We start from the raw sequence: 13,390 nt of genomic DNA, 5'->3' as shown, positions 1-13,390 counted from the left end.
GAATGAGATTTAAAGGAGATTTTTTATGGATAATTATATGTGGAATACACCAGAAAAACTGCGAGCACTACTATGCGAAATTGTCAGCTGGGACAGTAGAACATTGACTGAGGGTGAAAATGAATTTGCCTATAAATTGAAAAATAAATTGATGGCGCTTCCATATTTCAAAAAGCATCCTGAGTTGATTGAATTGCATGAGGCAGGTTTAGGAAGAAACGCTGTAACGGCACTATATAAACATCCTGCAGCAACCGACACAATAGTGCTAATTAGTCACTTTGATACAGTGCATACTGAAGAATATGGAGAGTTAGAGCCTCTAGCTGTTTTCCCGGAGGAATTGACTAAAAAGCTTATGGAGCCTAAGTACAAAAAGGATTTACCAGAAGCTGCTAGATTGGATTTGGAATCAGGCAATTATTTGTTTGGTCGTGGCACAATGGATATGAAAATGGGATTGGCATTACACATGCAGCTAATTGAAAAGGCAAGCTTCGAGCAATGGCCAATCAATCTGATTTTAACGGCGGTTCCCGATGAAGAAGTAAATTCAGCGGGAATGAGGGCTGCTGTAGTGGAGCTTGTAAGAATACGAGAACAGTACGATTTAACGTATCAATTATTTTTAAATAGTGAACCGTCTTTTTCACAAGGACCATCTGATACGAATGAATACATTTATTCAGGCACCATTGGTAAGATAATGCCCGCCGCACTGTTTTATGGGAAGGAAACACATGTCGGTGAGCCTTTAAAGGGAATGACAGCAAATTTCATTGCTTCTTATATGACGCAGCATATGGAGTGGAATCCTCTTTTCCGCGAAACGGATTTAGGAGAGAGTACACCACTTCCAGTCTCTTTACAGCTAAAAGATTTGAAAATGGAATATTCTACACAAACACCCTATCGTGCTGCGGCTCTGTACAATGTATTTTTATTAAAACGTACAGCAGCAGAAGTGATGGATATATTTGAACAGGTGGCATGCGAAGCAATGACGGCCTGTAACGAACAGTATATGGAAATTTGCAAACGAGAAAAAGTACAAGGTGTTGGGACAGTCAAAGTATTGCGATATGAGGCGCTCTTAGAACATGCCATCCAAAAACTAGGTGCTTCCGAAGTCGATTCTATCAAATCTCAAGTTCTTCAGCATAGTACGTGGGATGATCGTGAAAAGTCAATACGCATCGTTGATCAGCTTATGATACGTTGTCAGGAATTAGCACCAGCTACTGTCCTGTTATATGCTCCACCTTATTACCCGGCTATTAATTCATCCAATCATCCCCTTATTATAAAATCGATTGAATTAATGAAGAAAACGGCGCAAGCATTCGATGTTGAGGTGGAACAAATCCATTATTTTAATGGTATTTGTGATTTAAGCTATGTGAACTATACAGATGAATCAGATGAATGGTTAGCCTTCGAACGCAATACACCTGTATGGGGAGATACGTATAGTATTCCATTTAAAGAAATGACCGCTTTACAAGGGCCAGTCTTAAATGTAGGACCATTTGGTAAGGATGCGCATCAAAAAACAGAAAGATTACATGTGGATAGTGCCTTTAAAGAAATGCCAGTTATGATCGAAACCCTTATAAAAAGTTTAATTTAATGCAATATAAAGTTGATGCTTTCATAGTATCAACTTTTTTTATATCTAGAATGGACTGCTTTGTTTAAGCTAAATAAAGAGAGGCCATATAGGCATGTGTCCTAGTAAGATTTTGAGGTAAAGGCATATATAAATAGGCTATAAGCTTGCTGACCGAGCGTTATACGTCATAAATCAATTAGGCGGAAATAAATTTTATTGTAAGAACGCCATTTTTGATGAATTTGTAAATACGTCGATTTAAAGTCACAAAACGTTGCTACATAGCCTTTCTTTACCCCCTTAGGTTGCTTAAATTACAACGAAAGTGTTACAATATAGTTTAGTCAAAAAGAGCCAAGGGGGCATTTCTATGTCAATTGAATTAAACAGTGAATTCGGCCAAATTGATATTTCAACAGATGTACTTGCACAAATTGCTGGTGGTGCTGCTGTAGAATGCTACGGGATTGTTGGCATGGCATCTAAACATCAAATTCGTGATGGTCTAACTGATATTTTACGTAAAGAAAACTTCGCAAAAGGTGTTGTGATTCGACAACAAGACGACGATTTACATATTGATATGTACATTATTGTTAGTTACGGGACAAAAATTTCGGAAGTTGCTTACCAAGTACAGTCGAAAGTGAAATATACAGTAGATAAAACATTGGGTATGAGCGTAAAATCTGTCAATATCTTTGTACAGGGCGTTCGTGTAGCGAATTAAGAGGAGGAACTAAATCGAATGCAGTCTTTAGACGGTATAAAGTTTGCAGAAATGGTACAAATGGGTGCGCATCACCTATTCCAAAATGCAAATTATGTAGATTCATTAAATGTTTTCCCGGTACCGGATGGTGACACAGGGACAAATATGAACTTATCGATGACATCTGGTGCAAAGGAAACGGAGCTTTATGCTTCAGAGCATATTGGTAAAACGGCACAGGCCTTATCAAAAGGTTTATTAATGGGTGCTCGTGGAAATTCAGGTGTAATCCTATCACAATTATTCCGTGGATTTGGAAAATTCATTGAAAAAGAAGCAACAATTGATGCCAAAGGCTTTGCAGGTGCCTTCCAAGCTGGGGTAGATACAGCATATAAAGCCGTTATGAAGCCTGTCGAAGGAACTATTTTAACGGTTGCTCGAGAAGCAGCGAAAAAAGGCGTAGAAGTGGCAGAAACTGAAACCGATATCATTGCGGTTATGGAAGCTTTTACTGCAGAGGCAAAGGCATCGCTAGATCGAACACCGGATTTACTACCTGTTTTAAAAGAGGTAGGGGTTGTCGATAGTGGTGGCCAAGGCTTATTGTTTGTATATGAAGGATTTTTAGCTTCTTTAAAAGGAGAGCCTCTGCCAGAGAAAAATGATGCGACATTAGATGATTTAATCAATGCAGAGCATCATAGAGCTCAAGACTTTATGAATACTGAAGATATTGAATTTGGCTATTGTACAGAAATAATGGTGCGTTTAGAAGATGGGAAAGAGCCATTTAATGAGGAGCAATTCCGTCAAGAATTGAGTCCTTTAGGTGATTCATTACTGGTTATTTCAGATGAAGAAATTGCCAAGGTTCATATCCATTCTGAGCAACCAGGCTCTGTTTTATCAATTGGACAAAAATATGGTAGTCTTATGAAAATAAAAGTCGATAATATGCGTGAACAACATTCAGCTATCGTCGGTGAAGAACATAAGGCACCTACGACAACGAAAAAATTAGAAAAACATCCCTATGCTATTGTGACCATTGCGATGGGTGAGGGTGTTGCAGGATTATTGCGTTCGATCGGTGCATCTTATGTCATTGAAGGTGGTCAAACGATGAACCCTTCAACAGAAGATATCGTTAAAGCAGTACAAGAAATTGGTGCAGAAAAAGTTTTAATTCTACCTAATAATAAAAATATAGTGATGGCTGCAGAGCAAGCTGTTGAGCTTTTAGAAATTGAAGCAGCAGTTGTCCCAACGAAGACAATTCCGCAAGGTATGGCTGCGATTTTAGCGTTTAATCCTGAAGCGGCTGTAGACTTAAATAAAAAGACAATGACGGATGCATTTGCAAATGTAAAGACGGGTCAGGTAACTTATGCTGTGCGTGATACATCTATTGATGGTGTTGAAATCCATAAAGATGATTTTATGGCGTTAGCAGAAGGGAAAATTGTCCTTTCTACACCAGCTTTAAAAGATGCAGCTGAAAAAGTAATCGGTGATTTAGTTGATGAGGATGCTGAAATTGTAACGGTTATTTATGGAGAGGATACAACTGAACAAGATGCTACAGAGTTAGTAGCATTCATTGAGAAGAACTATCCAGACGTAGAGGTTGAATTATTTGATGGAAAACAAGGGTTATACCCATATATTATTTCGGTAGAATAATTACATGCTACTTTGCTATTCCGTAAAGAAAGCAGTGCACAAAATGTGTACTGCTTTTGTTTATGCTACAAAGAGAGTATTATCTATATTTAGTCGGAAACATACGTACTATTCATAGTTGAATGTACGTATGTAGAGGATATAAAAAATTGGAAATATTGGAATATCAACGGTTTTCATTATATGTGCACACGGTATGGACAATGTATAACATATCTCGATTGGCTACAAATTATAGTAGTGGTAATTTTCTGAAAGCTGACAAATTAAATACTTTACTTTTGTGGTAACTATCAAGCATGATATAAGTAAATATAAATATTATTATAGGAATAGAATAGAGGGGTGTTTGTATGAAATTTACTTCGGTTTTTGATATTATTGGGCCAGTCATGATTGGGCCTTCCTCCTCTCATACGGCAGGGGCAGCTCGTATCGGACGAGTTGCAAGGGATTTATTTGGTAGACAACCTAAATGGGCGAAAATTCATTTATATGGTTCGTTCGCAGAAACGTATAGAGGGCATGGGACAGATGTTGCAATCGTTGGAGGCTTATTGAACTACGATACATTTGATGAACGTATTAAAACGGCATTTGAAGAGGCAGAAAATGCAGGTTTGGAATATGAATTTATTCCAGAAACAGCTAATACGGAGCATCCAAATACAGCACGTCTAGTTATTGGAGACGATGAAGGTGAAATGTCAGTCGTCGGTATTTCTATTGGTGGCGGTAAAATTGAAGTAAGTGAAGTAAATGGCTTTAAATTGCGTTTAACAGGTGGCATGCCAGCAATTCTTGTTGTACATGATGACCGTGCTGGCTGCATAGCGAACGTAGCCAATTGCTTAGCGATGCACGAAGTTAATATTGGACATATGGAAGTATCACGTATAGAACGAGGTTTAACGGCTTTAATGGTTATTGAAGTCGATCAAAATATAGAAGACAAAGTACTACAGCAGATTTCATTAATCCCATATATTACAAAAGTATCAAAGATTAATAACTAAGGGGGTGTCCCAAGATGGACGTTTTATTTCATAATGTTCGTGAGCTTGTGGAACGAGCAGAACAGGAAGATAAATTAATATCAGAAATTATGATTGAACAGGAAATGTTGATAACTGGCAGAACACGAGAAGAAATCATTCAACAAATGGATCGAAACCTAACGGTGATGGAAGAAGCGGTAGAACGCGGCTTACAGGGTGTACAATCTGTTACAGGTTTAACAGGTGGGGACGCCGTATTACTTCAAAATTACATTGCGCAAGGAAAATCATTATCAGGTGATTTATTATTAGATGCCGTAAGTAAAGCGGTTGCAACGAATGAAGTCAATGCAGCAATGGGAACAATTTGTGCAACGCCAACAGCAGGTTCAGCTGGGGTTGTACCAGGAACTCTTTTTGCGGTAAAAAATAAACTAAATCCAACGCGTGAGCAAATGATTCGTTATTTATTTACATCAGGTGCATTTGGCTTTGTTGTGGCTAATAATGCTTCCATCTCAGGTGCTGAAGGTGGCTGCCAAGCAGAGGTTGGTTCAGCGGCAGGTATGGCTGCGGCAGCTATCGTTGAGATGGCTGGCGGAACACCACAACAATGTTCAGAAGCATTTGCGATTACGTTAAAAAATATGCTTGGCCTTGTTTGTGATCCAGTAGCAGGCTTAGTGGAAGTACCATGTGTTAAACGGAATGCTATGGGCGCTGCTAACTCTCTTGTAGCAGCAGATATGGCGCTTGCAGGTGTGACAAGCCGAATTCCATGTGATGAAGTAATTGGAGCGATGTATCGCATTGGACAATCTATGAGTCCAAACCTGAAAGAGACGGCACGCGGTGGTTTAGCCGCAACGCCAACAGGTAAAGCAATTAGTAAGGCCATTCTCGAAAATGGTGGATTACAAAGTATTAAAGCTATCCAATAAAACATGAAAAACATGCTATCTTATCAGGTAGCATGTTTTTATGTTGGTTCAATTAAGTGTGTTTTTAGTATAATGAATGGTACTAGATATAAATTATTAGGATGGGTTTTAGGGGCATATTAAAGGAGTTTTTTCATGGATATCACTAATTTGAAATGTTTGACAGAACAAGCAATAGAAGATAGACGTCATCTTCATCAATATCCAGAGCTGTCAGGCCAGGAGTATGAAACATGTCAATTTATTCGCAAAAGATTAGAGCAACTTCAAATAAACATTTTGGATTTTAATCCTCCAAGTGTAGTAGCTATGGTTGAAGGGATGAAAGGTACGAAAACAATTGCCTTACGAGCGGATATAGATGCTCTACCTATAGTAGAAGAAGGAGACAAGCTCTATATCTCTCAACGACTAGGTATAGCACATATGTGTGGACATGATGGCCATACAGCTATCCTATTAGCAGTTGCTGAGTGGATTTCGATGAATAAGGAAAAGATAGAGCCGAATGTGATGCTCATATTCCAATCAGCCGAGGAAATTACACCAAGCGGGGCAGATTTTTTAATTCAGAATGGTGTTCTAGAAGGTGTTGATGCAATTTTTGGTATTCATTTATGGCAAGGCTTAGAAAAAGGGAAAATAGGTTTAACACATGGTCCTATGATGGCTTCTGTCGATGATTTTGAAATAGAAATTCAAGGATATGGTGGGCATGGCTCCATGCCACATGAAACTGTGGATCCTATTTATATTGCGAGCCATGTTATGCAATCTTTTCAAAGTATTATCAGTCGAAATTTAAATCCCATTGAGGCAGGCGTTATTACTGTAGGTAGTATTCAAGCTGGTACGACTTATAACATCATTCCAGACTCTGCAAAATTAATTGGGACGATTCGTGCATTGACACCTGAAACAGTCCATACCATCCAAACAAAGATGGTGAAATTAACAGAAGGAATTTGTGGTGCCTTCGGTGCACAAGGGAAAATAGACTTTATTTTAGGGACGCCTCCTCTTATTAATGATTTTAAGGAATCTCACTTTGTGGAGTCTATTGTTCGAGGAAATTTTGGGGAGAATGTATTTAAGCTTGTTGATCCTGTAATGGGTGGTGAGGATTTTGCTTACTATTTAAAACATAAACCTGGCGCGTTTATCTTTGTAGGCATGGGGGGAGAAAAAAGCAAATATCCACATCATCACCCGAGGTTTGATTTAGATGAAGACGTATTCCCGGATGCGATTAAGCTTTTTATTGAAATTATTATGCATGATCAAGCGTGATGAACAGTCCATATGCATAACCCTATCAGTTAGTGGTAGGGTTTTTGCTGATGATTGTTTATTTACGGCAACGAATGGATTTTATGATACATTGGATAGAGAGAGCTAGGAAGGCTACATAGAAAAAATGTTAAGAATCAATGAAGGGAGTTGAGAGATAAGTGACTGATTTAAATAATCCTGTTACCGAATTAAAAGGTATTGGGAAAGAAACAGCAGCGCATCTTGAAACACTAGGCATTGACACGATTGCTGATTTATTATGGACGTTCCCACATCGTCATGAAGACTTTCGTTTAAAGGATTTAGCACAAACTCCGCATAATGAACGAGTTACAGTCGAATGTAAAGTAGAACGTGAGCCGACCGTCTTATTTTTAGGCCGCAATAAATCACGTTTACAGGTAACCGTTTTGGCAGGCCGCCACTTAGTGAAAGTGGTGTTTTTCAATCAAGGCTACTTAAAACAAAAACTTATACCCGGCTCTATTATTACTGTGACGGGGAAGTGGGATCGTGGGAGACAGGTCATCAATGGCACAACGGTCACATTTGGTCCTAAAACCGATCAAGTAGACTTTGAACCTGTCTATAGCCTGAAAGGTTTGATTCAACAAAAAAGATTTCGGAAATATATGCGACAAGTATTGGACGATTATGGCGCTAATTTGCCTGATGCCATTCCACAACATTTGCAGGATTCCTATAAGCTTGTGCCTATACGGGATGGCTTGGAGGGTATTCATTTTCCGCTAGATGCACAACATGCTAAACAAGCGAGAAGACGTTTTGCTTATGAAGAGCTATTAAATTTTCAACTACGTATGCAGGCGTTACGTAAGGTACGGAAGGAAAATGAACAAGGAACTGTCATTCAATATGATGTGCATTTGCTACGTGAATTTATCGCGGCATTACCGTATGAATTAACCAATGCTCAGAAACGTGTTGTCAATGAAATTTGTAAAGATTTGAAGGAGCCACATCGAATGAACCGCTTATTACAAGGTGATGTAGGTTCGGGGAAAACAGTGGTGGCAGCTATAGGCCTATACGCTGCAGTATCAGCAGGTTATCAAGGGGCGTTAATGGCACCAACAGAAATTTTAGCAGAGCAACACTTGGAGAACTTGCTAGAATGGTTCCAACCATTTGGCGTTCGTGTGGCTTTATTATCTGGTTCAACCAAAACGAAGGAGCGCCGTGTTTTACTAGCAGATTTGGCAAATGGAGAGCTCGATATTGTAATCGGTACACATGCCTTAATCCAGCCTGATGTTATTTTTAAAAATCTAGGTTTTGTTATTACTGATGAACAACATCGTTTTGGTGTTGAACAACGTCGCATATTGAGAGATAAAGGGGAAAACCCGGATGTGCTCTTTATGACAGCTACTCCAATTCCGAGAACACTTGCCATTACAGCGTTTGGGGAAATGGATGTGTCGATGATTGATGAAATGCCAGCAGGGCGTAAGCAGATTGAAACCCATTGGATGAAAAAAGAACAATTCGGATCGGTTATATCCAAACTAGAAGGAGAGCTAGCCGCTGGAAGGCAGGCCTATGCCATTTGCCCTCTGATTGAGGAATCAGATAAACTGGATGTTCAAAATGCAGTTGAAATCTATGAGCAGCTAGCAACTTATTTTACTGGCCGCTATCAAGTTGGTCTAATGCACGGACGTTTATCCGCAGATGAGAAGGATGCTGTTATGCGTGCTTATAGTGATGGATCCATACAGGTTTTAGTTTCTACGACAGTCGTTGAGGTAGGAGTGAATGTACCGAATGCTACATTTATGATTGTCTATGACGCTGAACGCTTCGGTTTAGCACAATTGCACCAGCTACGAGGACGTGTTGGACGAGGTGAACATCAATCCTATTGTATTTTACTGGCTGATCCTAAGTCTGACGAGGGGAAAGAGCGGATGCAGTCTATGACAGAAACAAATGATGGCTTCCGTTTAGCTGAAAAAGACTTAGAGTTGCGAGGACCAGGGGATTTCTTTGGACGTAAGCAAAGTGGTCTACCAGATTTCAAAGTAGCTGATTTAGTACATGATTACCGGATTCTTGAGACCGCTCGAAAGGATGCTACTACGATGCTTGAAACCGAAGACTTTTGGCATGGTGACGACTATCGATACTTGCGGGAAATGTTAGAAGATTCTGGCGTTTTGCAAGGGGAGCGCTTCGATTAATAATTGTATGAGAATTCATGCGGAGAATGCAGGACTTGATTTCAAAACAAGTCTTGCATTCTTTTTTTAACCTCTATATACTGATATTAGTACCAAGTGCTAATAACAACTCAAAAGGTGGCGAATGATGTTGAGACGAACAAAAAAAGAACGACAGCGACTACTATCTGAAACGATAGCTGAAAATCCATTCGTCACAGATGAACAGCTAGCAACACAGTTTCAGGTAAGTGTTCAAACAATTCGTTTAGACCGTATGGAATTATCCATACCCGAATTACGAGAGCGTATTAAAGACGTCGCTTCAAAAAACTATGAAAATGAAGTAAAATCTCTACCGATTGATGAAATCATCGGGGAAATTGTTGATATTGAATTAGATAATCGAGCACTTTCGATTTTTGATGTGAAAGAAGAACATGTTTTCCAGCGCAACGGCATCGCACGTGGACATCATTTGTTCGCGCAAGCAAACTCCTTAGCGGTAGCCGTTATTAACGATGAACTAGCATTGACAGTCCATTCTACTATTACGTTTGTGAAACCTGTTCGTGCTGGAAATCGTGTTATTACAAAAGCGATTGTTGTCGGACGAGATGATAAAAATCATCGGACAAAAGTCGAGGTAACATCTACTGTTAATGGTGAAACCGTTTTTGTTGGTGAATTTGATATGTACCGTACGAAAGGTAAAGGTGAGTAATAATGAAATTAGCGCTTGATGGAATGGGTGGAGACAATGCACCAAAATCAGTAATTGAAGGTGCCCTCTTAGCATTAGAGCAAATTCCAAATTTAGAAATTCAATTATATGGACAGCAAGAGAAGCTCGAGCCATTTTTAAAACAACATGATCGATTAACGATCGTACATTGTGAGGAAGTCGTTGAAGGAACGGACGATCCTGCACGTGCTGTTCGTAGAAAAAAAGATTCCTCCATGGCGCGCATGATGGACGCAGTGGATGAGGGTAGAGCAGATGCTTGTCTGTCGGCAGGAAATACAGGTGCTTTAATGGCAGGTGGTTTATTTAAAGTAGGTCGTATTGAGGGAATTGCTCGACCAGCTTTAGCTACGACATTACCAACACTTGATGGTCAGGGCTTTTTAATGCTTGATTTAGGCGCCAATGCAGATGCCCGACCAGAACATTTAGTGCAATATGCTATTATGGGTGATATTTATGCGAAGAAAGTCGGCGGCTTACAAAAACCTAGAATCGGCCTATTAAATATCGGTACGGAAGATAAAAAAGGAAATGAATTAACAAAAGCAGCCTTTGATTTATTAAAGGAAGCGGATTTGAATTTTATTGGTAATGTAGAAGCACGTGATTTACTTGAAGGCGTAGCTGATGTCGTTGTTACGGATGGCTTTACAGGAAATATGGTGCTGAAGTCAATTGAAGGTACGGCAGGTGCATTATTTTCCATGCTAAAAGAGGCATTTATGTCTTCCACAAAAACGAAAATCTCAGCTGTCCTTATGAAAAATAATTTACGTGACTTAAAACATAAAATGGACTATACAGAATATGGTGGTGCTGGATTGTTTGGCTTACAAGCGCCCGTTATAAAGGCGCATGGATCATCTAATGCGAAAGCGATTTTTAGTGCTATCCGCCAAGCGAACACAATGGTAGAACATACTGTTATTTCGACAATTACAGAGACAGTACGCCACATAGAAATTGATTAGACAAAGGGGACTATTCAAATGACGAAAATTGCATTTATTTTTCCAGGACAAGGTTCGCAAGTAGTAGGAATGGGGCAAGAGTTTGTTGAAAATGCTGCAGAAAGCAGAGCCTTCTATGATCGTGCAGATCAAGCTCTTGAATTGGAGCTATCTAAGCTTATGTTAGAAGGTCCAGTGGAGGAATTAACATTAACATATCATGCTCAGCCAGCACTACTTACTACTGGGGTAATGGTAGCAGAGAAGCTAATTGCAGCAGGAATTCAACCTCAGTATGCAGCAGGTCACTCTCTTGGAGAATATGGCGCATTGGTCATAGCGGGTGTCATGTCCTTTGAAGATGCAGTGAAGATTGTGCATAAACGTGGTCTATATATGAATGAAGCTGTACCTGCTGGACAAGGTGCTATGGCAGCCATTTTAGGTATGGAATTAGAAGCGTTAAATGAAGTAACTGAGCAAGTGTCAGCAGCAGGGGAACCTGTGCAGGTAGCTAATGTTAATTGTCCGGGGCAAATTGTTATTTCAGGTACAAAAGAGGGTGTAGAGAAGGCATCAAGTGCGGCAAAAGAAGCTGGGGCTAAGCGTGCTATACCATTAGTTGTAAGTGGTCCATTCCATTCTGAGCTAATGCGACCTTCTTCAGAAAAGTTGAAAGCAGCGTTAGCGAATGTTACTTTAGCTGCTCCGCAAATTCCTGTTGTAGGGAACGTTATGGCGAAGGAGTTAACGGATGTTCCAGCCATTCAACAAGAGCTTGTTGAACAGGTTTATAGTGCTGTACAATGGGAGGCCTCTATGCGCGAAATGATTGCGCAAGGTGTGGATGTCTTTATTGAATGTGGCCCAGGTAAAGTATTAAGTGGTCTCTTGAAAAAAATCGATCGCTCTGTTACTGCGTATTGTGTCTATGATGAGGCATCATTAGAAGCGGTTTTAGAAGCGTCAAAGGAGTGGTCAATCAATGCGTAAACTTGAAGGAAAAGTAGTTGTTGTAACAGGAGCTTCACGAGGAATTGGTCGTGCTATTGCATTAAAGCTTGCTGACGAGGGTGCAAAAGTTGTCGTGAACTATAGCGGCTCGCAAGCAAAAGCAGAAGAAGTGGTTGCTATGATTCAAGAGGGCGGTGGCGAGGCAATTGCTGTACAAGCGAGCGTTTCTCAAACAGAAGAAGTGACAGCCTTAATGGATACTGCTGTGAAAACATTTGGTTCCCTTGATATTTTAGTGAATAATGCTGGTATTACAAGAGATAATTTACTTATGCGCATGAAGGAAGATGAATGGGATGATGTATTAGATACGAATCTTAAGGGTGTTTTCCTATGTACCAAAGCAGTAACACGTCAAATGATGAAGCAACGTGCCGGTCGTATTATCAATATTTCATCGATTGTTGGCGTAGCTGGGAATGCGGGCCAAGCAAACTATGTTGCAGCTAAAGCAGGTGTTATTGGGTTAACAAAAACAACTGCGAAGGAATTAGCGTCACGTAATATTTTAGTCAACGCTATTGCACCTGGCTTTATTGAAACAGAAATGACTGATCAGTTACCAGAAGAGATTAAACAAGGGATGTTAACACAAATCCCACTTGCGAAACTAGGGCAGCCGGAAGATATTGCTAAGGCAGTCGTTTTCCTTGCATCTGAAGACGCTAACTATATGACAGGACAAACACTTCATATAGACGGTGGTATGGTCATGTAATTTGAATTAGGCATAGGCGCTAATTTTTTGTATAATCATTTGAGGGGAGGTGAATCATTTGTCTACAGTATTAGAACGCGTAACAAAAGTAATCGTGGACCGTTTAGGTGTTGAAGAAAGCGAAGTAACACTTGAAGCTTCTTTCCGTGATGATTTAGGTGCTGACTCATTAGACGTAGTTGAGCTTGTAATGGAGCTTGAAGACGAATTCGATATGGAAATTTCTGATGAAGATGCTGAAAAAATCTCAACAGTAGGTTCTGCAATTTCATACATCGAAAGTAAAATAAACTAATTTCGTTTATACTTTATTTAGCAGAAATTTATCACCCTTATAGGTGTAATGGTTAACATAATTATACAAATGGTATGGATGATTGGTTGAATAAAGGAGAAATAGTTTACTGCTTTTCTTTACAGGGAAGCAGATCTAATAGACAAGATGTATTCAAAGGGGGCGAAATAGGTCGGTTTACGATCTATGAACGTCCCCTTTTTGCGTCCATTATGCAGTGGATTTATCTCTCGAAGATCA

Annotated in this window: 12 protein-coding genes; all 12 read left to right on the top strand. The window is 39.7% G+C overall.

Annotated features, from left to right (window positions below):
• The first annotated feature begins 25 nt into the window (after positions 1-25).
• Entirely contained in the window at positions 26-1,630 is a 1,605-nt protein-coding gene (locus tag AC07YC_RS02960) for a M20/M25/M40 family metallo-hydrolase (protein WP_494918324.1), read from the top strand.
• Positions 1,631-1,982: 352 nt separating this feature from the next.
• Entirely contained in the window at positions 1,983-2,342 is a 360-nt protein-coding gene (locus AC07YC_RS02955) for an Asp23/Gls24 family envelope stress response protein (protein ID WP_008173742.1), read from the top strand.
• Positions 2,343-2,360: 18 nt separating this feature from the next.
• On the top strand, positions 2,361-4,010 hold the full coding sequence (locus tag AC07YC_RS02950) for a DAK2 domain-containing protein (RefSeq protein ID WP_494918322.1): 1,650 nt from the start codon (positions 2,361-2,363) through the stop codon (positions 4,008-4,010).
• Between the two features lie 353 nt (positions 4,011-4,363).
• Complete coding sequence (gene sdaAB, locus AC07YC_RS02945) at positions 4,364-5,026, top strand: L-serine ammonia-lyase, iron-sulfur-dependent subunit beta (protein WP_036123920.1); 663 nt, start codon at positions 4,364-4,366, stop codon at positions 5,024-5,026.
• A gap of 14 nt (positions 5,027-5,040) precedes the next feature.
• Positions 5,041-5,949: an L-serine ammonia-lyase, iron-sulfur-dependent, subunit alpha gene (gene sdaAA, locus AC07YC_RS02940; protein WP_008173736.1), complete on the top strand. Its 909-nt coding sequence runs from the start codon at positions 5,041-5,043 to the stop codon at positions 5,947-5,949.
• Between the two features lie 135 nt (positions 5,950-6,084).
• On the top strand, positions 6,085-7,239 hold the full coding sequence (locus AC07YC_RS02935) for a M20 metallopeptidase family protein (protein WP_494918320.1): 1,155 nt from the start codon (positions 6,085-6,087) through the stop codon (positions 7,237-7,239).
• Positions 7,240-7,400: 161 nt separating this feature from the next.
• The gene (gene recG / locus AC07YC_RS02930; RefSeq protein WP_336634367.1) at positions 7,401-9,446 is read left to right on the top strand and encodes an ATP-dependent DNA helicase RecG; all 2,046 of its coding nucleotides are present in this window, start codon (positions 7,401-7,403) and stop codon (positions 9,444-9,446) included.
• A 130-nt stretch (positions 9,447-9,576) separates the two neighbouring features.
• Positions 9,577-10,149, top strand: a complete 573-nt coding sequence (gene fapR, locus AC07YC_RS02925) for a transcription factor FapR (RefSeq protein ID WP_025113910.1) — start codon at positions 9,577-9,579, stop codon at positions 10,147-10,149.
• Between the two features lie 2 nt (positions 10,150-10,151).
• A complete protein-coding gene (plsX, locus tag AC07YC_RS02920; RefSeq protein ID WP_336634366.1) occupies positions 10,152-11,144 on the top strand; it encodes a phosphate acyltransferase PlsX in 993 nt (330 codons plus the stop codon).
• An 18-nt stretch (positions 11,145-11,162) separates the two neighbouring features.
• Positions 11,163-12,116: an ACP S-malonyltransferase gene (gene fabD, locus AC07YC_RS02915; protein WP_336634365.1), complete on the top strand. Its 954-nt coding sequence runs from the start codon at positions 11,163-11,165 to the stop codon at positions 12,114-12,116.
• The gene (gene fabG, locus AC07YC_RS02910) at positions 12,109-12,855 is read left to right on the top strand and encodes a 3-oxoacyl-[acyl-carrier-protein] reductase (protein ID WP_336634364.1); all 747 of its coding nucleotides are present in this window, start codon (positions 12,109-12,111) and stop codon (positions 12,853-12,855) included. Before fabD ends, fabG begins: the two co-directional genes overlap by 8 nt.
• 58 nt (positions 12,856-12,913) lie before the next feature.
• A complete protein-coding gene (acpP, locus tag AC07YC_RS02905) occupies positions 12,914-13,150 on the top strand; it encodes an acyl carrier protein (RefSeq protein ID WP_008181678.1) in 237 nt (78 codons plus the stop codon).
• Positions 13,151-13,390: the final 240 nt, after the last annotated feature.

The sequence above is a fragment of the Lysinibacillus sp. GW247-5R2A genome (assembly GCF_059424475.1).
This window is presented reverse-complemented; position numbering and strand designations above follow the sequence as displayed.